This is a genomic window from Paenibacillus diazotrophicus (assembly GCF_042610465.1).
The window spans coordinates 296250-318768 of sequence record NZ_JBGJZN010000006.1; the positions used below are offsets into that span (position 1 = coordinate 296250).

The 22519-nt window shown below is 51.0% G+C and carries 17 protein-coding genes; 10 read left to right on the forward strand and 7 right to left on the reverse strand.

Going from position 1 to position 22519, the window contains the following annotated elements:
* Nucleotides 1-40 precede the first annotated feature (40 nt).
* The 4 genes from ACAN54_RS22225 to ACAN54_RS22240 all read left to right on the forward strand — a co-directional run bounded on the left by ACAN54_RS22225 (nt 41) and on the right by ACAN54_RS22240 (nt 5340).
* Nucleotides 41-1063: an alpha/beta hydrolase family protein gene (locus ACAN54_RS22225; protein ID WP_379160622.1), complete on the forward strand. Its 1023-nt coding sequence runs from the start codon at nt 41-43 to the stop codon at nt 1061-1063.
* A gap of 47 nt (nt 1064-1110) precedes the next feature.
* Nucleotides 1111-2235 carry a glycoside hydrolase family 88/105 protein gene (locus tag ACAN54_RS22230; RefSeq protein WP_379160625.1) on the forward strand — a complete coding sequence of 375 codons (1125 nt, stop codon included), beginning with the start codon at nt 1111-1113 and terminating at the stop codon, nt 2233-2235.
* Between the two features lie 234 nt (nt 2236-2469).
* Nucleotides 2470-3357 (forward strand): AraC family transcriptional regulator, encoded by an 888-nt coding sequence (locus tag ACAN54_RS22235; RefSeq protein WP_379160628.1) that lies wholly within the window; start codon nt 2470-2472, stop codon nt 3355-3357.
* A gap of 480 nt (nt 3358-3837) precedes the next feature.
* Nucleotides 3838-5340: an alpha/beta hydrolase family protein gene (locus ACAN54_RS22240; RefSeq protein ID WP_379160631.1), complete on the forward strand. Its 1503-nt coding sequence runs from the start codon at nt 3838-3840 to the stop codon at nt 5338-5340.
* A 113-nt stretch (nt 5341-5453) separates the two neighbouring features.
* Here ACAN54_RS22240 and ACAN54_RS22245 read toward each other — a convergent pair whose 3' ends face one another.
* The 3 genes from ACAN54_RS22245 to ACAN54_RS22255 all read right to left on the reverse strand — a co-directional run bounded on the left by ACAN54_RS22245 (nt 5454) and on the right by ACAN54_RS22255 (nt 9275).
* Nucleotides 5454-6848: a SpoVR family protein gene (locus tag ACAN54_RS22245; protein WP_379160634.1), complete on the reverse strand. Its 1395-nt coding sequence runs from the start codon at nt 6846-6848 to the stop codon at nt 5454-5456.
* 439 nt (nt 6849-7287) lie between these two features.
* Nucleotides 7288-8301 (reverse strand): GtrA family protein, encoded by a 1014-nt coding sequence (locus ACAN54_RS22250; protein WP_379160637.1) that lies wholly within the window; start codon nt 8299-8301, stop codon nt 7288-7290.
* Entirely contained in the window at nt 8298-9275 is a 978-nt protein-coding gene (locus ACAN54_RS22255) for a phosphodiester glycosidase family protein (RefSeq protein ID WP_379160640.1), read from the reverse strand. Before ACAN54_RS22255 ends, ACAN54_RS22250 begins: the two co-directional genes overlap by 4 nt.
* Before the next feature lie 151 nt (nt 9276-9426).
* On the opposite strand from ACAN54_RS22255, the gene ACAN54_RS22260 reads away from it, so the two are divergent.
* The 6 genes from ACAN54_RS22260 (at nt 9427) to ACAN54_RS22285 (ending at nt 15762) form a co-directional block, all read left to right on the forward strand.
* Complete coding sequence (locus ACAN54_RS22260) at nt 9427-10329, forward strand: DUF4362 domain-containing protein (protein ID WP_379160643.1); 903 nt, start codon at nt 9427-9429, stop codon at nt 10327-10329.
* Nucleotides 10330-10413: 84 nt separating this feature from the next.
* Nucleotides 10414-11142: a response regulator transcription factor gene (locus ACAN54_RS22265; protein WP_379160646.1), complete on the forward strand. Its 729-nt coding sequence runs from the start codon at nt 10414-10416 to the stop codon at nt 11140-11142.
* Entirely contained in the window at nt 11139-12074 is a 936-nt protein-coding gene (locus tag ACAN54_RS22270; RefSeq protein WP_379160649.1) for a sensor histidine kinase, read from the forward strand. Before ACAN54_RS22265 ends, ACAN54_RS22270 begins: the two co-directional genes overlap by 4 nt.
* Before the next feature lie 139 nt (nt 12075-12213).
* Nucleotides 12214-13131 carry an ABC transporter ATP-binding protein gene (locus tag ACAN54_RS22275; protein WP_379160652.1) on the forward strand — a complete coding sequence of 306 codons (918 nt, stop codon included), beginning with the start codon at nt 12214-12216 and terminating at the stop codon, nt 13129-13131.
* The gene (locus tag ACAN54_RS22280) at nt 13115-13816 is read left to right on the forward strand and encodes an ABC transporter permease (protein WP_379160655.1); all 702 of its coding nucleotides are present in this window, start codon (nt 13115-13117) and stop codon (nt 13814-13816) included. The genes ACAN54_RS22275 and ACAN54_RS22280 overlap by 17 nt, the downstream gene beginning before the upstream one ends.
* A 281-nt stretch (nt 13817-14097) precedes the next feature.
* On the forward strand, nt 14098-15762 hold the full coding sequence (locus tag ACAN54_RS22285; RefSeq protein WP_379160658.1) for a PAS domain-containing sensor histidine kinase: 1665 nt from the start codon (nt 14098-14100) through the stop codon (nt 15760-15762).
* A 258-nt stretch (nt 15763-16020) separates the two neighbouring features.
* Here the strand turns inward: ACAN54_RS22285 and ACAN54_RS22290 are convergent, their stop codons facing one another.
* The 4 genes from ACAN54_RS22290 to ACAN54_RS22305 all read right to left on the reverse strand — a co-directional run bounded on the left by ACAN54_RS22290 (nt 16021) and on the right by ACAN54_RS22305 (nt 22303).
* The gene (locus ACAN54_RS22290) at nt 16021-16866 is read right to left on the reverse strand and encodes a DegV family protein (RefSeq protein WP_379160661.1); all 846 of its coding nucleotides are present in this window, start codon (nt 16864-16866) and stop codon (nt 16021-16023) included.
* Nucleotides 16867-17040: 174 nt separating this feature from the next.
* Complete coding sequence (locus ACAN54_RS22295) at nt 17041-17901, reverse strand: AraC family transcriptional regulator (protein ID WP_379160931.1); 861 nt, start codon at nt 17899-17901, stop codon at nt 17041-17043.
* A gap of 117 nt (nt 17902-18018) precedes the next feature.
* The gene (locus ACAN54_RS22300; RefSeq protein ID WP_379160664.1) at nt 18019-19707 is read right to left on the reverse strand and encodes a glycoside hydrolase family 13 protein; all 1689 of its coding nucleotides are present in this window, start codon (nt 19705-19707) and stop codon (nt 18019-18021) included.
* A 277-nt stretch (nt 19708-19984) separates the two neighbouring features.
* Nucleotides 19985-22303, reverse strand: coding sequence for a glycoside hydrolase family 65 protein (locus ACAN54_RS22305; protein WP_379160667.1), 2319 nt, complete (start codon nt 22301-22303; stop codon nt 19985-19987).
* Nucleotides 22304-22519 lie beyond the last annotated feature (216 nt).

Consider the following 22519-nt stretch of genomic DNA (forward strand, 5'->3'; position numbering starts at 1 on the left):
GACCGTTGGTAGTGAGAATTGTATAGGGGGAGAAAAACAGATGGATGCACTACAGCAATACATGAATAAGCTGACCGGTTCAGCACCCCGCAGCGCTGCGTTCCGTGGGGATATTCCTCACGGGGAATGGCGTTCTATGCTCGCTAGCGGCTTCACCGGGCGGCTGGGCGGATTCCCGGAGGCTCCGGCTGAGCTGGAGCCGGTATTGCTGGAGCGGGTTGCCTGCTCCGGCTATACACGGGAGCGTATAGAGATCACTACCTATGACGGAATGAGGATGCCTCTGTACCTCCTCATCCCGGAACAGGCGGCTACTTCAGCGGCGCCTGCCGTGATTGCAGTTCACGGACACGGCTACGGCAGCCGGGAGATTACCGGCCTGAATCCGGACGGGTCAGACCGTGAGGGAGAAGCGGGACTGCATAAGGATTTTGCTGTCTCTCTGGTCAAGGAAGGGTACGTGGTCGCTGCCCCGGAAGTGCTCGGATTCGGTGACAGACGGCTGGCAGAAGACCTAACCAGCGGTGAACCGGGGCGGAATTCCTGCTTCCGCCTGTCCTCGGCGCTCTTAATAGCCGGTCAGACCATGGCTGGCTACCGCATCTATGAAACGATGCGGACACTGGATTATTTGCAGACCCGGGATGAGGTTATAGGTGAGCGTATAGGGATCATGGGCATTTCCGGCGGAGGACTGGTGGCCGGGTTCACGGCAGCACTTGACGAGCGGATACGCTGCGCAGTGGTAAGCGGATATGCGAATACTTTTGCAGACAGTATTCTGACACGGAACCACTGCCTGGATAATTATATCCCCGGAATTCTGCTCGAAGCAGAGATGCCGGATCTGCTGGGGCTGATTGCACCAAGAGGCTTATTCCTGGAGTCGGGGGATGCAGACCCTCTATTCGGTCCGGCAGGAGCGAGGCGAGCCTTAGCCAGACTGCAGCTTATATACAGCGCGGCCGGACAGGGCGGGCAGGTGGAGGCGGATTTTTTCTCAGGCGGTCATGAAATTCATGGAGAACCGGCGTTTGCGTGGCTGCGCAGGCAGCTCCGGTAAATTAAGGCCAAACTTAGCTTGCACGACAAGCGACAGGAGGAATTGGGATGTCTATTACAGAAGCAAGCACTGCAAGCTGGTCCCGCAAAATTGCGGATACGATTCTCAGCCAGTGCAACGAACAGGGTGAGCATGCCTTTGTGCTGGAACGCTGGGCTTATGTCCCGGGCATGCTGCAGATGGCGATGGCACGAGCCGGTGTCCAGCTTGGTAAGCCTGAATATGTCGGCTATATGCAGCGGCACATGGACAGCTTCATCGGCGAGGATGGCTCGATCCGCACATACAGGCTGGAGGAGTATAATCTGGACCAGATCAACCAGGGCAAGAATCTGTTCCTCCTATACCAGCAAACCGGAGAACAGCGTTATGCCGAAGCTGCTCATATGCTGGCTGCTCAGCTGATTGGACATCCCCGCACTTCCGAGGGCGGATTCTGGCATAAGAAAATCTATCCGTTCCAGATGTGGCTGGATGGGCTGTACATGGCATCGCCGTTTCTAGCGGAGTATGGCGCAGTCTTCCAGCGTCCTGAACAGATTGACGAGGCGGCTCATCAGCTGCTGCTGATCGAACGCAGAACCCGGGATCCGCGCACTGGTCTGCTCTATCACGGCTGGGATGAATCGAAGGAGCAGGAATGGGCCAATCCGGTTACCGGCTTGTCCGCCCATTTCTGGAGCCGGGCGATGGGATGGTATGCGATGGCGGTAGTGGATTGCCTGGAGCATTTCCCGATTACGCATCCTAAACGGGGAACGATCATCGGAATATTCCAGCGGATGTGCGGGGCACTTGTGGAGGTACAGGACGAAGAGACCGGACTCTGGTACCAGGTGCTGGATCAGGCAAGCCGCAAGGGCAATTATCTGGAGGCCTCCGGCTCATGCATGTTCGTCTATGCAATGGCCAAAGGATTAAGACTCGGTTATCTCGAGCCTTCCTTCAAAGAAGCTATGTTAAGCGGCTATGAGGGTATTCTGACGCACCTGGCCAGTGAAGATGATCAAGGCGTGCACCTGCATCGAATCTGCCATGGGGCCGGGCTCAGCAAAGACCGTAACGGTTCCTATGACTACTACATTTCGGAAGCCGTATTGTCCGATGTGCCGATGGGCGTTGCTCCTTGGCTGCTGGCTTCACTTGAAGTGGAGAAGTACTTATCCGTCTGATGCCAAAGAATGATGTGAATGATGTGTTGGATACGTGTGATTAACATTAGATGTACAGCCCGTTCTTTCCTTGGAAAAGGAAGGAGCGGGCTGTTTGCTTTTTGCCGGGACCACAGTCCGTCAGGTTAGAACGATTGCTGCGTGAAGATCTCAAGTATAGCAAAACAGGAACAGCCCGCTTGGCAGCCAGTTGCTATAATAAAATCACCGATCGGGGAAAGGCTGGGTGGCTGCTTGAATTACAGTAAGGATATCGAGAGATCCATAGAATATATTGAACAAAATATAAAAGAAAATTTGACTGCTGAGGAAATTGCCACGCAGACGGGATATTCGCTGTATCATTTCAGCCGGGTGTTCAGCCTGTGTAAGGGGATGTCTGTGATGGAATATGTGCGTAGCCGCAAGCTGTCTTTGGCGGCAGTAGAGCTGTTCAGCGGAAAGCGGATCATTGATATCGCACTGGAGTACGGCTTTGAGACGCAGAGCGGGTTCACGAAGGCGTTCCGCAAGGCTTTTGGCTACAGTCCCTCGCAATATGCGGCGCGCATGAACGGTTATCTTCAGGACGGTCCTATTTTTGAAATCGGAGGTTATCTAATGAATCCAGTGATAGTACAGAAACCGGCTTTTAAGGTCGCAGGCTACGGCATAGCCACAAATGTGGCGGAAGGCAGTTATACAAAGGATATTGCTTCCTTCTGGAGCCACTATGAAGGTGAAAATCTGGAGTCCAAAATGTATGCTCTTCTGCACCCGCCGAAGCATGGAGAGGTTGGGTTATGCGTGCCAGGCTCTGACGACGGCCATGCCACCTATTTGCTTGGTGTGATCGTGGACGATTTCAGCCGGGTAAGCGAAGACATGGTTACCGCCGATGTGCCGGAAGCCCTGTATGCGGTCTTCACTACACCGCCCGTGGATACATCAGAGGGGAATGATCAGGAAGCGTTCGTGCAGGTGATCAAGAGCACCTGGAAGTATATTTTTGAAGAATGGTTTCCGGCGGGTGAATATGATTATGATGAGAGCAAACTGGATTTTGAATTCTACGACGAGCGCTGTCATTCCCGGGTGGATACGGTGATGGAGATTTATGTTCCGGTTAAGGGGCGACTTTGAGAAAAAGAAAAACGGGGCAAGGCTGTCCGGTGTATGGCCGTAACTGCGGGAATGTTTGGACTTACGGCCGCTGTTAAGGTTGGATCTCTTGATTTGAACCGCTGGACAGCGGTGGAAATCCAACCTTAAAGGCGGACGCTACCGCTCCTTCAGTTCCAAACTTCCCTCCGTTACTCTCACCTTTACAGCCTTTGCCTAATATTGCTATTACAACGGTCGCTAAGGGGTAGCGACCGCATAAAATGGCCCGCTCGCACCTTCGTGTGCTGGCGGGCTATTGAACATGCCGGCGGTTCTTTCAGAAATAGGGGCAATTTCGGCCTTATTTTCCAAAAGAAACTGTCTTACCAGCCTACCAATACCGTAAGATCGAGTTACAAAAATGTAAGTTAGATGTAAGGCAAATCGAAAGCTTAGGCCAGCCTGGCAGGATAAGATTGGAACAAACGCAAATAGAAAGTTTTAAAAAGGAGAATCGAGATGAGACTGTTTGAACTGTTGCTTTTTTTATCAAACATCGGCTTGTTTGTTTGTACAGTCCTATTAAAAAAAGGACGGCGTAAAATTCCAGTATTCGTTACAAGCGGGATCGCTACCCTTTTACTGGTCATTCATTGGACGGTGGAAGGATACAGAGTGCAGCTATTTTTCCCATATTGCATAACCATCCTGTTTTTAGCCGTATCAGGTTATAGCTATTTTAACAAAAACGGTCCCAAAAAAATTCCACGATTCCTATTGGGTGCAGCTTATACCGCGATAGCGGCAATGCTGGCCGGAACAGCAGTTCTTATGTATGTTTTTCCTGTATTTACACTACCTGAACCGACAGGCGAATTTAAGGTAGGAACGCAAACTTTTCATTTCGTGGATACCCATAGGAAAGAGATTTTTGACGCTGCCAGAGAGGGGAATAGAGAATTAATGGTTCAGGTATGGTATCCGGCTCAAGCGGGCTCCGGCAAGTATGCTCCCTTTATCCCTGATACCCGGATTTTACGTTATATGGCCGCGGACTATGGACTTCCCGGGTTTACTTTTGGGCACCTGAAATACGTATCTAGTCATACTTATTCGGGGGCCGAAGCCTCTTCAGCACAGACTTCATACCCGCTGATCCTTGCGAATCCCGGCAACGGCTCCTCCAGGTTCCTCCACACGTCGCAAGCTGAAGAGCTCGCAAGTCACGGATATATCGTGGCAGTGATCGACCACACCTACAATACCTTTGCCACTGAGTTTCCGGACGGGCGAATCACGACCAGCACAACCAACGACTTATTTTCACCCGACAATGACTACCAGACAGGAAGAGAAATTCGCGACAAGTTAGGAAAAGTCTTAACCGAAGATGTGGCGTTTGTGCTGGACCAATTCGAGCTCATCCAATCTGGGCAGATTCCAAGTCAGTTAAAAGGGAAGATTGATCTCGGTCATGTCGGGGTATTCGGTCACTCCATCGGCGGAGCAACGGCTTATGACGCTTCTTACGATCCGCGAATATCAGTGGGCATAGACCTTGATGGAGGGCTATATCGTCTGCGGGACAGAGAGGGTCTGCGAAAGCCGTTTTTGTTCATCAACTCGGAAAGCTATTTCGAAAAATTAAAAAGGGTGATGGATAACAGGGTCTACACGGATGCAGAGCTTAAAAGTATGGGCTCGACTAGAGAGTGGGAGGATCAAGTAACGGAAGATAAAAAGCTGGAGCTTGAACGGATGCGCGAAACGGTCGGCGTAGGGGGGCAAGCCCTATATATTGACAATACGGAGCATTTAAATTTTACCGACGTACAGTTTGTTTCTCCGATTTTCAAAATGCTGGGCATTACAGGAAAGATTAAGCCCGAAAGAGCGGACTTCGTTATCAATGCCTATATGCTGGATTTCTTCGATATGTATCTGAAAAATCAAGGCGGAAACTTAATGAAAGGGCCAGATAGCCGCTTTCCGGAGGTGAAGTTCGTATATTCGCCTTCATAAATTACGGAACAGGCTATCCCAGCCGCGCACAACTCAGTTTGCTTATCTAAAAGAAAAGGGCACTATCAGCGCATTTCCGCCAGAGAAACGCGCTGATAGTGCCGCATTTACTTCTACATGAATTTCCGCTGCACCCTTTTACCGTCATAGGTAAAAAGGGCTTTTTTGTCTTCGACCACGGTTTGCAGGTGGACGGTACGGCCCCAGAGGGCATAGATGTGCGGCAGGGTGCGCTCCAGGTACTTCAGATCCAGTTCGATGCTCTCATAACGGTGGGCAATCAGCAGTTCCCCGTTGCGCTCGTAATCCGCATCCTCTATGACCAGGTAAGGCGAGCCACCGTTAACCCGTGCCAGCACCAGCTGGTCACGGACATTTTCCCAGGCCTTGTCTGTGATTTTCCATTCCGGGCCTTTTTTCTCGAAGACATACAGATCCAGGTCTTGGACCAGTTGCTTCGACAGATAGCTGCGGATAAAAGAGATGTCGGAGTCCAGCTCCCGGACCTCGAACATTTTGTCACGGTCCCAGCGGCGCTCGATGTCCTCAAAGATCTTCAGCCCCAGATAGTAGGGATTGAGGCTCTGCCGGGAGGGCTGAACGACCGACGAATTCAGCTTCGCGAATTCCACTGTCTCTTCGGAGGTCAGATCCAGCTCACGCATGATCCGCTGATGCCAGTAGGAAGCCCAGCCTTCATTCATGATCTTGGTCTCCATCTGCGGCCAGAAATAGAGCATCTCGTCATGCAGCATCGTCATGATGTCGCGCTGCCAGTCCTCCAGCGCCGTCGAATACTGCTGGATGAACCAGACGATATCCTTCTCCGGCTCGGGCGGGAACTTGCGTTTCCCGGCCGTTTCCGGTTCCGGGCCGACGGCCTTGCCGTTCTCCAGATCCCATAGCTCATCATAGGGATTCGCCGGTCCGGGAGTTCCGGGAGGCGTATCCTTGCGCTCCTTCATCTTGGCTTCGAGCAGATGGGTCTTGCCCAGCTTGCGGGGCTGAATCAGGCTGGGATCGATATGCTCCTGAACCGCCAGTACGGAATCGATGAAGCTCTCTACGGCATCCATGCCGTAAGTGACCGAATAATCGGCGATCCGGTCCGCCGTGGCTGACATGCTCTCGACCATGTCCCGGTTCGACATGGAGAAACGCATGTTGTTCTTGAAGAAATCGCAGTGGGCGAGCACATGCGCCACGATCAGCTTGTTCTGGACCAGCGAGTTGCCGTCAAGCAGGAAGGCGTAGCAGGGATTGGAGTTAATGACAAGCTCATAGATTTTGCTGAGGCCAAAATCATACTGTGATTTCATCTTGTGAAACGTCTTCCCGAAGCTCCAGTGCCCGAACCGGGTAGGCATCCCGTAGGCACCGAACGTATAGATAATATCAGCCGGGCATATCTCATAACGCATCGGGTAAAAATCCAGCCCAAACCCGGAAGCAATCTCCGTAATCTCGGCAATCGCCCGTTCCAGCGCTTGAATCTCATCTCCGGGCATGAATCCATCTCCCCTCCAGCTTGGGCTTAAGACTGCAGTATATTCAGGCCAAGCCGCAGATGTGCGGCGGCGACCGGAACTCTCTACTTATGTATATGGGAGGGGAGATAAGTGTATGACGTTAGGTGAAACACTGTAAATAAAGGAAGCTCTTCACAAACGATCCCATATCGTTCGCGGAGAGTTTATTGTGTCAGAATCCAAGGCTTGACTGTAGTAAAGGTCTGAACTTGAATCGAACCAGCAAAAAGGGAGTAGTGACGGAGGGGAAGTTTGGAATTGGAGGAGCGAATGCGACCGCCTTTATGTTTGGATTTCTACCGCAGCTAGCGGTTCAAAATCAGGAAATCCAAACATAACAGCGGCCGGAAGTCCAAACATTCCCCGCAGTCACGCCCGAACCCGAATTAGCATATCTTCAGCTCGTCAGCTTCACCCCTCAATACACAAACCGCCGCTGCGCCCAGAAGCTGAACAGGAAGATCGAGACCTCGGTCAGCACCTTGGCGGCGACCAGCGGAATGATCAGCTTTTCGTTGTAAATATAGAGCAGCCCGTAATTGAACAGTAATACAAGGATCACCAGTGCAAAGTATTTGGGCAGCGACTTCTGAAGCTTGGAGGTTCTGCCGCTGGAGAACACGTACTTCCGGTTCATGGAATAGTTGAAGATGGAGCTGCACAATCTTGCGGCGGCAACTGACAGGAACAGATTGTTGCTGAAGCTTTGGAACAGGAACAGCAGGGTGAAATCGATCAGGGCAGATACCAGCGAAGAGGTACTGAACAGCAGAATCGGCAGATATATCCGGAAGGAGTCCACCAGTGGCCGGAAATGGGACGATTTATTATCATCCAGGTAGACGGTTTCGATGAATTCCTCGGTAATCGTATAAACCTCTTTATGAGCGGTCAGCAGCATGTTCATTTCATATTCGAACCGTTCACCGGGAATCCGGCACAGCCAGTCCAGCATCTGGGGGGAGAAGCCGCGCAGGCCGGTCTGGGTGTCAAATATTTTGGTGCCGGTCGTGAGGGAAAAGATCCCGCGTGTCACCGAGTTGCCGAAGCGGCTGCGCAGGGGAATGGTCCCGCTGAAACGGCGGCTGCCTAGTACAATTCCAGGAGTAGTCTGATTCTGGAGCACTTCGCCAATCCGTTTGATATCGTGGGGCAGATGCTGCCCGTCGCTGTCTGCACAGACCACGTAACCCGGTAATCCAGCCTCCTGGATATAGCGGAACCCTGTCTTCAGGGCGAGGCCTTTGCCGAAATTGATCGGATGGGTCAGAACCGTACAGCCGAGTGCTTCAGCAATGTTGAAGATCCCCCGGTAATCCGGGCCGCTGCCATCATCCACAAGAATAATCGGTTCAAGCTGATAATTGCGAAGCTGTTCAATTAAATGAAGAAGACGTTCATCGGGTTCATATGCCGGAATGAGTATAGTCATGATGCTGCCCCCTCTGTGATGTACAGAATGTCGCTGACGCCGCGTTCCTGATTCTTGCCCTGCGGATTATTGACGACCCGTCCATTAAAATACATGGTGGATGAACCCCCGCCGTCCAGATTGTAAGCTTCCGTTGCTCCGAGATCCGACATGAGATTGGCAAGCTCCGTAAGCGTCATTCCGCGGCTGTAGCCTTCACTGCGTCCGTCCACCACAACGAATACATAATGGTTCGGTGCAATCATACCAATGGCGGTCCGGGGATTTGCATTTTGGATCGAGCGGTTGCCGAAGTTGGTATCGATTTTGACATTGCTGAAGTCACTGACAATCTTACCGTCCTGGATCAGAATCGGTCCAAAGGACAGCGTGTTCGTAGCCCCTTGTGCCAGCAGGTCGGACGAAGACACCTCCTCTTCGTTGTAAGTCTGCATCGTCCCGTCATCAAACAGCGCCATCGCATCCCGCACCGGATCATCCCGGTAGACCGTACCGTTGCGGATAATCACCCCGTTGTCGCGGAAGCCATAGTAATCGCCGTTGATGGCAAAAATCGCATGGTTGCTGGAAGCAATCTCCGAAGTATCCTCGGTGATGTTCGTGCCGAAGCTGTTGTCGGCAAAAGCTGAGCGCAGGCTGCTGGCATTCTTAAGGACTACATCTGCGACAAAATAGGTGATCTGGTCTGAGCCGGATCCGGTTTGAACCTGGTCGATCTGGATTTGGACGTCGTCGCTGGAATAATTCCAGTCATCTGAAGTTGTGTGAACCTCGGCTGCGGCAGTGGTTGCTGTTGTGCCGGAACCCGCTGCGGTTGTGGTTGTGTCATCTGCTACGACGACCTCGACGTGCTCGATCAGGTAACGGTCCGCGAGACTATATATCACTGTACCGAGACCCAGGAGGATTATAATCATCACGATCAGCAGTTTGCGTTTGAAGCTCCAGGCTTGTTTTCTTTCGGGGTTGTTCATTGAAGGTTCACCTCATCAAGTAAGTTGTTAAGGTCATCTTACCTGGGCTACCTTTAGTGAAACTGAAATAGAAATGGCCGGATGATTTTTAACAATGGTATACTTTAACAAATGCTAAATTCCGTCCGCCCTGAAAAGGAGGCTTCATGCGATGAGTCCACACTGTTCTTCAAAATGGCCGGGTCTACACGAGGCGATCCATAGCCACGCTATGAGACTATTACTGATGATTCTAAGCGTCTTGCTGATACTGGTTGTAATTACAGGCTGCTCCCTGCTGCCTTGGAATAAAGATACAGCAACCTTCCAGAAGATCAGCCACAAGCTGAACGAGCAGGAGGATGTAATCAACCGTAATAGCTTAGGCACGGAGAATCTGGACAAGCTGGATGCTTTTATCGGACGGAGGAGCGGTGTACAGCGGGTGGTGCAGCATACCATAGAGGGTGATCCGATATTTACGGTGTTGGAGTACAAGGAAGGAAGACTGAAATATACAATCGATACAACGGAAGATGCCTTTGGAAATCCTGAGATGCGTACAGTTTCCTGCACGAAGCTGGAGCGGGTGGAGAATGATACTCTACTGAAATATACACTAACAGGCTGTAATATTGAGCCATCTGAGCGTCAGCTGCTATCGGTCGAATATGATGTGGCGAAGCAGGACCGGTTCGAGTTCATGTTGAAATATGGGGTGAACCGCAAGAATGAGATCAATACCGTAGAGCAGAAGCTGGTCCAAGTCCTGCGGAACGGTACGGTGCGCGTTACTGAAGATTATAAGCTGCCGGACAAGGACCGCCAGAGCATTTTTCGCGAGCTGGTACTCCGCAATATCCTGGAAGAAAAGCAGCTTTCCACAGAATGTAATAGGAAGCCTTATGAAAGCTATGAACTGATGGTCCAAGTGAATGGCGCAGAGCGTCAATATGCCTGGAGTGAATGCGATACGAGCAAGGACGGCCAGAGCATGAACAGCATAGCTCAGTTCATTATAGATATAATTGAAGACAGAGAGGCTGTTAAATGGGCCGAAGGCGGGTACGAATAACACAATCACTTGATGAAACTGCACAGTGATGCATAACTTAATTAGATTTAACCAGCCTATTGTCAATTACAGGGAGGTTCGGACATGCCACAGCGCGTGCTGCTGATAGAGGACGACGAAGCGATAAGTGAAATGGTTCGCTCGTATTTGGTAAAAGAGGGGTATGAAGTGGAGACGGCATTTGACGGGGAGTCTGCGGAGAAGCTGTTTCATCGCGGCGGTACGTATGATCTGGTGCTGCTGGATCTTATGCTTCCGAAGCGGAGTGGTAGTGATGTGCTGCAGACGATCCGCCGCGACAGTCTGGTGCCTGTGCTGATCATGTCCGCGAAGGACAGTGATGTCGATAAGGCGCTGGGCCTTGGCTTCGGCGCAGATGATTATATTACGAAGCCGTTCTCGATGATCGAGCTGGCGGCGCGGGTGAAGGCAGCGATCCGGAGGGCCGGATATGCCGCTGCAGGAAGTTCCGGCCTGACAACGCCTTCAGTGGAAGAGAAGCCGAACCGGATTTCGCTGCGCGGACTTACCGTGGATCTTGATAATTTCTCGGCCCTGAAGAACGGTGAGGAGGTCAAGCTGACCGCCAAGGAATTTCAGATTCTAAAAATGTTCGTGAGCAGCCCCGGCCGGGTATACACCAAAGCGCAGATCTACAGCAGTGTCTGGGAAGACGATTATTACGGTGACGAGAATGTCATTAATGTACATATGCGCAGATTGCGTGAAAAGATTGAAGATGATCCATCCAAGCCGGAATACATCAAAACATTATGGGGCATCGGCTATAAGCTGGGGGATGTGCTGGAATGATAGTTTTGCTCAGTGCTGCTATTTTGCTGCTTCTAATTGTGATCCTCTGGCAGTACCTGCGTCTGCGGGAGCATTCCCGTCAGCTCGATTATATCCATACGAAGCTTGATGGGATTATGGACAGGGGCTCGCACGAAAGGCTATTACTGTTCAACAGCGATCCCCATCTGCAGAAGCTGCTTACCGATCTGAACCGGCTGCTGGATGTCAACCACAAGGGTGCAGTGGAACTGGCCAGGCTGGAGAAGTCTATGCGCAGCATGCTGGCGAACATATCTCATGATCTGAAGACTCCGCTGACCGTAGTCCTCGGCTATATTGAAACGATTCTTCATGATCCCGCGATGACGGAAGAAGAGAGGGAGCATATTCTGCGGACGATTCACGGCAAGGCGGAAGAGGTCATCCGGCTGATGAACAGCTTTTTTGATCTGGCCAAGCTGGAGTCGGGGGATAAAGAGATCACCCTGTCGCGGGTGGAGCTGGGGGAGGTCTGCCGGCGGAACATTCTTTCCTTTTACGATATTCTGAGTGCCAAGGGCAGTGAAGTGGAGATCGAGATTCCGGATGAGGCGATGTACATCATGGGCAACGGAGAGGCGCTGGACCGGGTGTTATCTAATCTGCTGTCCAATGCCATCCAATACGGGGATGCCGGCGGGGTACTTGGACTTCGGCTATACAGCGACGGGGATCAGGTGTGCATAGAGGTATGGGACCGGGGGAAGGGCATTACCGAAGGGCATCAGGATAAAGTCTTCGAGCGGCTCTACACGCTGGAGGATTCCCGTAACCGGGATTATCAGGGGAGCGGTCTGGGACTGACCATCACCAAACGTTTGACGGAACAGATGAACGGCAGTATTACGCTGCGCAGCAAACCTTTTGTGCGGACAGCATTCACACTCTCTTTTCGCAGGCTGACCTTCTAAAAGCTATCCTGGTCTGGCGGTTATACCTGGATTACAGCAGCTTAAGATTTTCGTAAGATTCAGGTAATAAAAAAGAAAATTCCGCTGTGTACAATAAGAACCAGGAAGACAAACGAAGAGCCAAAAGGAGATAACGGATATGACTACCATATTGCGAACCTGGGATTTAACCAAGGAGTATCAAGGCAAAGAGGTTGTTAACGGCGTGAATATGAGCATCAAGCAAGGTGAAATTTACGGGTTCCTGGGACCCAATGGCGCTGGCAAGACCACGGTAATGAAGATGATTACCAATCTGGTAAAGCCGACGGCAGGGAACATTGAGTTTTTCGGTGAGAGTATGACAGACCGCTCGTATGAAATGCTGAAGCGCATGGGCTGTATTATAGAATATCCGGTATTCTATGATAAACTGACCGCCAGGGAAAACCTCCAACTGCATGGAGAGTATATGGGATACTACGACGCTAAGGCCATGGAAGAAGCGCTGGAACTGGTAAAACTGAAGGGTGTGGACAAAAAGCCAGTCAAGCAGTTCTCCCTGGGAATGAAGCAGCGGCTGGGTATTGCCCGGGCGGTGATGACAAAGCCGGAGCTGCTCATTCTGGATGAGCCGATCAACGGGCTGGACCCTATGGGTATCAAGGAACTGCGCGAGGTGTTCCGCATGCTGAGCCGGGAATATGGGATGACGCTGCTAATCTCCAGCCATATTCTAGGGGAGATTGAACAGGTCGCCGATACGATCGGTGTTATCCGTGAAGGATTCCTGCTTGAGGAAGTAGCGATGGATACGATCCGCAGCCGGGATTCACAGTACATTGAACTGATTACCGGCGAGAGCAGCAAAGCGGTGTATATTCTGGAGCACAAGCTGGGCCTCACCAACTTCAAGGTGCTGGATCCCCGGACCATCCGTATTTACGATGCTGTGCAGCAGCGGGAATTGAACAAGGCACTGGCAGAAGCGGATGTAGAGCTGGAAAGTCTGAGTAAAAAGAGTCATACGCTGGAAGATCATTTTGTGGAATTGATGGGGGGTGAAGGCATTGCTTAAGCTGATTCAACTGGAAATCCGCAAAAATAAGCTCATGGGTATGCTAAAGGGAGTCGTTATTACCAACCTGGCTATTCTTGCCTTCATGATTCTGATCACCTACCTTGATACGACTGAAAACGGCGGTGAATTTAAGTCGTATGCAGATATGTTCGCAGTCGGATACACCTTCATCAAGGCAGCCTTTATCATTTTTGCTTCTGTGGTGCTGAGCAAGCTGGTGATCGATGAGTATAAAAACAATACCATTACTCTATTGTTCATGTATCCCATTTCCCGCAAGAAGCTCATGACTGCCAAAATCATCATTGTGTTCCTGTTTACAACCGTCAATGTGTTTGTCTCAGCTATTCTGCTAAATGTAGTTATGGTGGGGATTAACTCTTTCACCCATGTGATTCCAGATTCGCTTGATCTCAGCATGATTCCGTCAGAGTTGACCAGAATCAGTGCAGACGCGGTATATGCAGCGGGTATTAGCTTAATTCCATTATTCTTCGGGATGCGTAAAAAATCCGTTCCCGCCACCATCGTTACTGCGGTGCTGATTGTCAGTCTGCTATCCTCCGGCTCCAGTGATTTCCAGCTGGGGAACCAGGTGTGGGTTTCTCTGGCGCTGGCCCTTGTTGGTGTAGGTATCGCCTACCTGTCCATTCGGAGTATTGAACAGAAGGATATTGCCTAACTTGGTTCACAGTTCCTTCCTCTGATGTCAAGGAGTTACTTCTATCCTTGCTCATCCGGTGGAGGGAACTTTTTTTTGCTTATAAACCGTATTGCATCAATGTTTAGATGGCGGTTTATCGCGGTTTTTTGCTATAATAGTATATATTTCAGCATTTTTTGACCCTATCCATGAATAGCTGATTGCAGTTGCTGCCTGAGCGCAGTCTGGATTGGTAATATATAGTTTATCCGCAGCTTCTTACAGACTAACGCAAGATTGAAGCGCGGAGGAGGTGGGCTATGCCTAAAGAGTGGACATCCATTCTGAATCGGGTGCTTTCGGAAGAAAGTGCCTATAAAATGTTATATGATCATCATCCCGATCTGATTATTGTGCTGGACAGGCAGGGGCAGTATGTGGACAGCAACCGTCCATTAGAGGATGATGCTGCTGATGCAGATGCTGAGATACACATGCACTCCTCCGGTGTGATATCGCAGCTTCCTGGGGAAGAACATTTTGCCGCAGCACTAGGCGGGATCTGCTCCGGTTTTGAGTTGGAGGCAGCAGAGGATGAAGAAGACAGCCCGGTTGCAATTACTTATGTACCGGTGAAGACTCCCGAAGGAATCGCAGGCATTTTCGCTTTTATCCGGTATAACCGCAGCTGCAGATTGCCACTTCCGCTACAGGAATGGTTCAGAAGACTGCTGGCCGGACAAGATCAGCCCCCCATGGTTTGGACAGATGACCAGAGACCAGGGCTGGAAGAGAAGCAGAGTGAAATCGTTGCAGCGGAGGAACAGCAGAAGGCGGAGCTGGTACTGGAGATGTCTGAGGATAAGCATCTTGCCCTGATCCTCAACTCTGTTGCAGCAGGAATCTTTGGGCTGGACACGCAGGGCAGGACTTTCTTTATTAACCGGGAAGGGGCAGATATGCTGGGTTATGCGCCTGTCGAGCTGATCGGACGGAGCCTTGCAGATCAGATTCATCACATCCGCGGGGACGGGTCGAGGTACCTGAAGAATGAATGTCCGATCTGGGAGACCCTGCAGGATGGCATTACCCGCAGCAGGACGGATGAGATTTTCTGGAGGAAGGACGGAACCAGTTTCTTTGTCAGCTACCGGATCGCTCCGCTTCTGCATAAAGGAATCATATGCGGTGTGGTGGGTTCCTTCAGTGATATTACCAATGAACGTGAGATTCTCCGGGCCAAGGAAACGGCGGAGCAGGCGGCCCAGGCCAAGGCGGATTTTCTCGCGATGATGAGCCATGAGATCCGCACCCCGATGAACGGGATGATCGGGATGGCCGATCTGCTGCTGGAAACAAAGCTTGCGGAGGAGCAGCATGCCTATGCCGAGATTTTGCGCAGCAGCAGTTACAATCTGCTCAAAATCCTGAATGATATCCTCGACTTCAGTAAGATGGAAGCTGGCAAAATGCCACTACAATCGGAAAGATTTGATCTGCGTGAAATGATTGAGAGCATCATTGATCTATTTACCCCCAAAGCGGAAGAGAAACAGCTCGCGCTGAGATGGTGGGCGGATACGAGCGTGCCATCCATTGTGACAACAGATCCCAGCCGTTTGCGGCAGATCATTGTGAACCTGGTAGGCAATGCACTGAAGTTCACGGAGCGGGGGAGCGTTACCTTATCTGTGAAGAATATCCAGCTTCCGGCTTCCGAATATCTCCTGGAATTCTCCGTAAGGGATACTGGGGTCGGGATTGCGGAGAGCAAGCAGAATCTGCTGTTCCAATCCTTCTCCCAGCTGCATCCGTTCATCAACCGCAAATATGGAGGCACGGGTCTCGGGCTGGCGATCTGTAAGCAGCTGGTGGAGCTGATGGGCGGAACGATCTTTGTGGAGAGCGAAGAAGACCGGGGTTCAACCTTCCGCTTCATGCTTCCTTTCGTCAAAGAAGAGGTAGAGGCGGATATGACATTCTGATTTAACCCTGGCGTGCCGAACAGCCGGAGGACTTTTACAGCATGATACAGCAAGTCTCGGGTGAATGATATGACCGGGGACTTGCTGTTTTTGTGTGCAGTAGCCCGTTAATTGTAAATCATGCAGAGACGGGTAGAGATTGTAATAAAAAAACGAACCCATGTCTCTACAAAATGTAGACCATGGGTTCGTCTAAGTGAACTGTAGCTATTTCTATTGAGGCTGGAGCACGATCGCTTGCCAGCCCGCAACAGTCTATTAATGCATGTACATAAGGCCTACTGTTCCTGGGCCACAGTGGCTGCCGATTACACAGCCTGCGTGGATGCAGGCGATCTCGTCCACTCCTGTCTGCTCCCGGAGTGCTTGTTCCAAGTACTTGGCATCCTCTTCTGCAAGGGTGTGGGCGACAATCAGAAGCTCCTTGTCGATATCTCCAGTGTGGTCCAGAACGTGCTGCAGCATCTGCTCGACGGCTTTCTCCTTCTTGCCGCGGACTCTGCTGACTGGTACGATGGCACCGTCAATCAAGCGCAGCACAGGCCGGATCTTAAGCAGGCTACCGATCAAATTCTGCATACCGGAGCAGCGCCCGCCCATATACAGATAGTCCAGCGTATCTACAACAAATTCTGTCTCTACCCGGCTGCGGCACGCTTTCAGCATAGCAGCAATCTCCAGGGCGCTTTCGCCCTTTGCTGCCGCACGGGCGGCCTTCATAACCAGGAGGGCTATGCCTCCGCACAGCGTTTCGGAATCAACCACCTGCACCCGGCCTTCCGGGAACTCTCCGGCAGCCAGCAGGGCATTCTGATATGTAGAGGATAATGCAGAGGAAAGGCTGATATAGACGATGTCTGCTCCATCCCGGATCACCGGTTCGAAGGCAGTTATGAAATCGGCAGGCGAGGGTGCTGCTGTCTTGGGAAGGGCACCCCGTGCTGCTACCTGTTGGTACACTTCCTCAGGAGTGATGTCCACCCCATCCTTGTAAGTAGCATCATCGAATACCACGTACAGCGGGACGATACCGATATCATACGTTTCCTTCCAGCCTTGAGGCAGATCAGATGTGCTGTCTGAAAAGATTTTTACGATAGACATGAATTTCTCCTTCACCGATTCTCGGATGACAATCTTTCATAGTATAAAAGCCATATAATCTGTAATTATACCAAGCCCGCACCAATTCTCAAAATGAAAATAATAGTTTCACTTCTGTCCCGGCAAAAAGACCAGCCGCACCTGCGGCTGGTCTTGAACTTCCAACATAGACGGTTACTTCTTCATTACCGGAATCCACACTTCACATACGTAATCTTCTGCATTCGGATCTCCTGGCGGATATAGCTCAAATTCGGGTCCACCTGTATGCTCATAGCCAGTTCCCGGGAACCACTCCTGGAAAATCCGCTGCCACACCTGTTGAATCGCATGGGGCATAGGTCCAGTTGATGTGAATACGGCCCAGCTTGCAGCCGGAACGACAGCAGTCTCATAGCCCTCTGGGTTAGTTCCCGGGCTCCCCTCCACTGCAACCCAGTAGGATAACAGTTCTTCTTCCATGTTCATACTCATACAGATCCCGAGCCAATTGGGTTCGGTGCCGAGCTGAATCAGCTTATCTGAAGTACCGTCTGCATTGCATTGATTCCAGAATTCAGGGATTCTGCGGAAATTCTCTCCATCCCTTGTAGTAACCTCCATAGATTTACCAATAACAGTAAAAGCTGATCTCTCCACGATCTTGTAGTCCATTTCCTGATCTCCCTTCAAAGATAGATGGAAGGAGAGGCGGGGGAATGCTTTGAGTTGTACCCCGGGCTCGCGCGCGGAGGATGGGGTCAGCCCATGCGCCCTGCGGAATGCTTTGGCGAATGCCTCAGGCGAGTCGTAGCCGTATTTCAACGCCACATCCAGCACCCTGATTTGTGAAATAGCCAGCTCCTGAGCTGCCAAGGTCAACCTGCGTTTGCGGATGTAGTCTGCCACCGTAACTCCTGTCAGCATGCTGAACATCCGCTGGAAGTGAAAAGGAGAGACATGAGCCACCCTTGCAATATCCTCAATTCGCAGCGGCTCAGTCATCTTGCTCTCCATATAATCCAGTGCATCTTTCATGCGGATCAGCCATTCCAAGTCTGCCATCTCCCTTTGATTCCATACTATCATGCCAATCCCAGGGCGGTCCTGTTATTCTCTGCTCATCGCTGACAGGCATGTTTATTTAAGTATAGCTCAAGTGAGAAGAAGACGTCAGTTCCCCAGCCGGCAGACTCTGGCTTCATAAGGGCGCAGGGTTCCCCGGTCCATATCCGCCTGCTCTTCGGGATAATTGCTGATGATGATTTCAGTCACATGGTTCAGCTCATCCAGAAGCTCCACGGTTTGCGGAGTTTCACAGAAATTCAGCAGCACCAGCCACCGCTCGCCCGCAAGCGTCCGGGTATAGGCATAAATATGTTCATGCTCCGGCAACAGCAGATCATAATCGCCGTAGACCATAACAGGATGCTCTTTGCGCAGACGGATCAGCCTCTGATAATAATAAAATATCGAATCCGGGTCGGCCAGCGCCTGTTCCACATTGATCTCCTCATAACGCGGATTGAGCTTCAGCCATGGAGTGCCCTCCGTGAATCCGGCGTTGGCCGAAGAGTCCCATTGCATAGGTGTACGCGCATTGTCACGTCCTTTGGCATGGATGGCCTTGAGGATCGTATCATGATCCCCGCCGCCTTCGGTAACCTTTTCCCGGTACATGTTATGAATTTCAATATCCTTGTAATCTTCAAGGCGCGGGAACTCCACGTTCGTCATGCCGATCTCCTCACCCTGATAAATGTAAGGGGTCCCCTTCAAGGTATGGAGGAGGGTGGCAAGCATTTTGGCCGAAATAATGCGGTAATCCCCGTCATCGCCGAACCTGGATACCATCCGGGGCTGGTCATGATTATTCAGATACAGGCTGTTCCAGCCGCATTCCGCCAGACCTACCTGCCATTTATGCAGGATGCCGCGCAGATTGGTCAATGTCCAGGGAATCACATTCCACTTGCCGCCAGGGCCGGAGTCCACGTCCATATGCTCGAATTGAAAGACCATCTGTAGCTCCTGACGGTCTTCGGCAGTGTAGAGGATGGCATCCTCCACCGTAGCACCCGGGGTTTCACCTACCGTCATTACATCATATTTGGAGAGAACCTTACGGTTCATTTCCTGGAGATATTCGTGGACGCGAGGCCCGTTCATATAATATTCTCCTCCACCGGCCAGTTCGCCGGGAGCAAGACCTTCATAGTGGGCAGAAGGTAGGCCTTCGACTTTGGAGATCATGTTGATGACGTCCATGCGCAGTCCGTCCACTCCTTTGTCCAGCCAAAAAGCCATCATCTTGTACAGCGCGTCCCGCAGCTTCGGGTTCTCCCAGTTGAGATCCGGCTGCTTGCGGGAAAACAGATGCAGATAGTACTCGCCTGTCTGTTCATCCAGCTCCCAGGCGGGGCCGCTGAAGATCGAGCTCCAATTGTTCGGCAACTCGCCATCCAAACCGCCAGGACGCCAGATATAATAATCCCGGTACGGATTATCCTTGGAGGAGCGGGACTCCAGGAACCATGCGTGTTCATCCGAAGAATGGTTGATCACAAGGTCCATCATCAGCTTGATCCCGCGTTCATGCAGCCCGTTCAGCAGCTCCTCCCAGTCCTGCAAGGTGCCGAATTCATCCATAATATCTTCATAGTCGCTGATATCATAGCCGTTGTCGTCATTGGGGGACTTATAGACCGGTGAGAGCCAGACGACATCCACCCCTAGCTTCTGCAGATAATCGAGGCGTGAGATAATCCCCTGCAGATCCCCGATCCCGTCTCCGTTGCTGTCCTGGAAGCTGCGCGGGTAGATCTGATAGACTACGGCTTCTTTCCAAAAGGTTCTGTTCATTCGGTTAGCTCCTTTGAGTGTTTTGAATTTGAGCCAGAGAAGTTTCCAATTTAGATGTTGGTCGTAACTGCGGTGATTTTGGACTTCCGGCCGCTGTTGCCCCCTGATATCTTCAATTTATACCGCTGCCAGCGGTTGATATCCGGTGACAAAGGCGGTCGCTACCGCTCCTACAGTTCCAAAAATCCCCTCCGTTACTTGCATCTTGTAATTCTCATCGCAAGTTCAAATTACAAAAAAATCCCCGAAGTACTTAAAGCCTCCGGGGTAACAAAGATTATACAGTAACAGAAGTTCCCTCAGATGTAACGCTGCTCAGTCCGTTCACTGTATAGTCCTTGCCATGAATCGTGATGGACGCCGGAATATCGGTTTCATTGACAACGGTAACCAACACATCGGTCACACTTACTTTCAGACGGGAGCCGCGGAACATGATTTTGAACGAATAAGCTGTCCAGTGACCCGGATTGGACGGGTTCAGAATCAGACGGTCTGAATGCACCCGAAGTCCGCCAAAGCCGTGTACGATGGACATCCAGGTTCCCGCCATGCTGGTGGTATGGCAGCCGTCTTCCGTATCATTGTTGTAATTATCGAGATCCAGTCTCGACGTGCGAAGATACATCTCATAAGCCTTCTCCTTATACCCCAGCTCGCAGGCGAGAATAGAATGGATACAAGGGGAGAGGGAGGATTCATGAACGGTGATCGGCTCATAGAAATCGAAATTGCGCTTTTTGGTCTCCAGGTCATAACGGTCGCCCAGGAAGTAGAGTCCCTGCAGCACATCAGCCTGTTTGATGAAGCAGGAGCGCAGGATGCGGTCCCAGGACCATTTTTGATTGAGCGGCAGGTTCTCCGGCAGTACATCCTTGACCTGAATGATCTCCTTGTCGAGGAATCCGTCCTGCTGCAGGAAGATCCCGCGTTCCTCGTCCGCAGCATAGTACATCTTGGCGATAATCTTATTCCACTTCACCGTTTCAGCCTCATCCAGCTCCAGCTTGTCGACCAGTTCTGCATAGCGGGTGGACTCATTCTCTTGCAGATACGCCAGTGCTTCCAGTGTATATTCCATCGTCCAGGAAGCCATCCGGTTCGTATACCAGTTGTTGTTGACATTGTTCTCATATTCGTTCGGGCCAGTGACGCCGAGCATTACATATTTGTCTTTGTGCGGTACATAGTGTACACGTTCTTCCCAGAATCGGGAGATTTCCACCAGCACCTCAAGGCCGTATTGGCCGAGATAAGCTTTGTCTCCGGTGTAATTCACATAGTTATAGATGGCATAGGCAATGGCGCCGTTGCGGTGGATCTCTTCGAATGTAATCTCCCACTCGTTGTGGCATTCTTCGCCATTCATCGTTACCATTGGATAGAGCGCGCCTTTTTTGAACCCGAGCTTGCGGGCGTTCTCTTTGGCTTTCTCCAGATGCTTATACCGGTAGATCAGCAGGTTGCGGGCAATCGAGGAATCCGCAGTACTTAAGTAGAATGGCACACAATAAGCTTCTGTATCCCAATAGGTGCTGCCGCCGTATTTTTCCCCGGTAAAGCCCTTCGGTCCAATGTTCAGCCGGTCATCTTCACCAGTATAAGTCTGATTCAGCTGAAAAATATTGAACCGGATCGCCTGCTGCGCCGACACATCACCTTCGATGATAATGTCGCTTTCCTTCCATTTGTCTTTCCATGCTTCCAGCTGTTCAGTCAAAAGCGCCGAAAAACCAGCTTCCCGTGCACTATGCAGCGCAGTTTGTGCGGCCTCAACCAACTGGCCCAGCCCATGATTACGTGAGGTGACATTTGCGGCATACTTATAAATAACCACCTGATCACCGGACTTTACCGGGAAAACTACTTTACTGGCAACATATTTTTCCTGCTCGATCGCTTCGGCTGTGCGTGTAAGCTTGTCACCATTCACGAGAATGTCGAAGAGATAGGCCGAAGTCACGTGAAAATCGAGTTTCTTTGTTTTCAGAGTCAGGTGTCCGCCGTCCGGTGCGCCTTTTTTCTCGACTTCATTCCAGAATTTCTCGTCATAGTTGGCATCTTTGTTCTTGATGTCACCGTCGAGGTAAGGAGTGATAGTCAGCTCCCCGGCAAAATTAAGCGGAGTGATGGAGTAGCGGATCGCACCTATCTCGCGGCGGGCCATGCTGACAATACGGATGCTCTCAACCTTTACTTCTTTACCGCTCTCTGTTGTGGCAGTGAAACTGCGGGACAAGGTACCTTCTTTCATATTAAGTTCCCGGTGAAATTCGCTGACGGTGCAGGCTGCCAAATCCAGCGGAGTGCCGTCGATGTCAATATTGATCCCGATCCAGTTCGTACTGTTCAACACTTTGGCAAAATACTCGGGATAGCCGTTTTTCCACCAGCCCACCCGTGTTTTATCCGGATAGTAGACGCCAGCCATGTAGCTGCCTTGCAGGCTATGCCCGCTGTACTGCTCTTCAAAATTGGCGCGTCCGCCCATGTACCCGTTCCCGAGACTAAATACGCTTTCGGAAATTTCCTGGGTCTGCGGATCAAAAGATTCTTCGATGATGGACCATTCGTCGATTTTTAAATATTGTTTCATGGGTACCGGCTCCTTTTAAATGGGGGATGATATAAATGGAACTATTCGTTCGATGATGCAGGCTACGTACAGACCGCTCCACAAGCAAAAGGTTGTTACGATCGCTGACGCTTCTTCACAATCCTTTCACCTGCTTCGCTCTCACGTAACTCCAGTTCTCACATATAGTTCTGTTATAAAAAGTAGGGCAAAAGAGACTCACATTACTGATAACTG

Coding starts and splice junctions, on each gene's coding strand:
- ACAN54_RS22290 (WP_379160661.1), bottom strand. CDS start 16,866: ATGTCTATCGTAAAAATCTTTTCAGACAGCACATCTGATCTGCCTCAA.
- ACAN54_RS22300 (WP_379160664.1), bottom strand. CDS start 19,707: ATGAACAGAACCTTTTGGAAAGAAGCCGTAGTCTATCAGATCTACCCG.
- ACAN54_RS22285 (WP_379160658.1), top strand. CDS start 14,098: ATGCCTAAAGAGTGGACATCCATTCTGAATCGGGTGCTTTCGGAAGAA.
- ACAN54_RS22240 (WP_379160631.1), top strand. CDS start 3,838: ATGAGACTGTTTGAACTGTTGCTTTTTTTATCAAACATCGGCTTGTTT.
- ACAN54_RS22245 (WP_379160634.1), bottom strand. CDS start 6,848: ATGCCCGGAGATGAGATTCAAGCGCTGGAACGGGCGATTGCCGAGATT.
- ACAN54_RS22270 (WP_379160649.1), top strand. CDS start 11,139: ATGATAGTTTTGCTCAGTGCTGCTATTTTGCTGCTTCTAATTGTGATC.
- ACAN54_RS22250 (WP_379160637.1), bottom strand. CDS start 8,301: ATGACTATACTCATTCCGGCATATGAACCCGATGAACGTCTTCTTCAT.
- ACAN54_RS22225 (WP_379160622.1), top strand. CDS start 41: ATGGATGCACTACAGCAATACATGAATAAGCTGACCGGTTCAGCACCC.
- ACAN54_RS22305 (WP_379160667.1), bottom strand. CDS start 22,303: ATGAAACAATATTTAAAAATCGACGAATGGTCCATCATCGAAGAATCT.
- ACAN54_RS22265 (WP_379160646.1), top strand. CDS start 10,414: ATGCCACAGCGCGTGCTGCTGATAGAGGACGACGAAGCGATAAGTGAA.
- ACAN54_RS22255 (WP_379160640.1), bottom strand. CDS start 9,275: ATGAACAACCCCGAAAGAAAACAAGCCTGGAGCTTCAAACGCAAACTG.
- ACAN54_RS22275 (WP_379160652.1), top strand. CDS start 12,214: ATGACTACCATATTGCGAACCTGGGATTTAACCAAGGAGTATCAAGGC.
- ACAN54_RS22230 (WP_379160625.1), top strand. CDS start 1,111: ATGTCTATTACAGAAGCAAGCACTGCAAGCTGGTCCCGCAAAATTGCG.
- ACAN54_RS22260 (WP_379160643.1), top strand. CDS start 9,427: ATGAGTCCACACTGTTCTTCAAAATGGCCGGGTCTACACGAGGCGATC.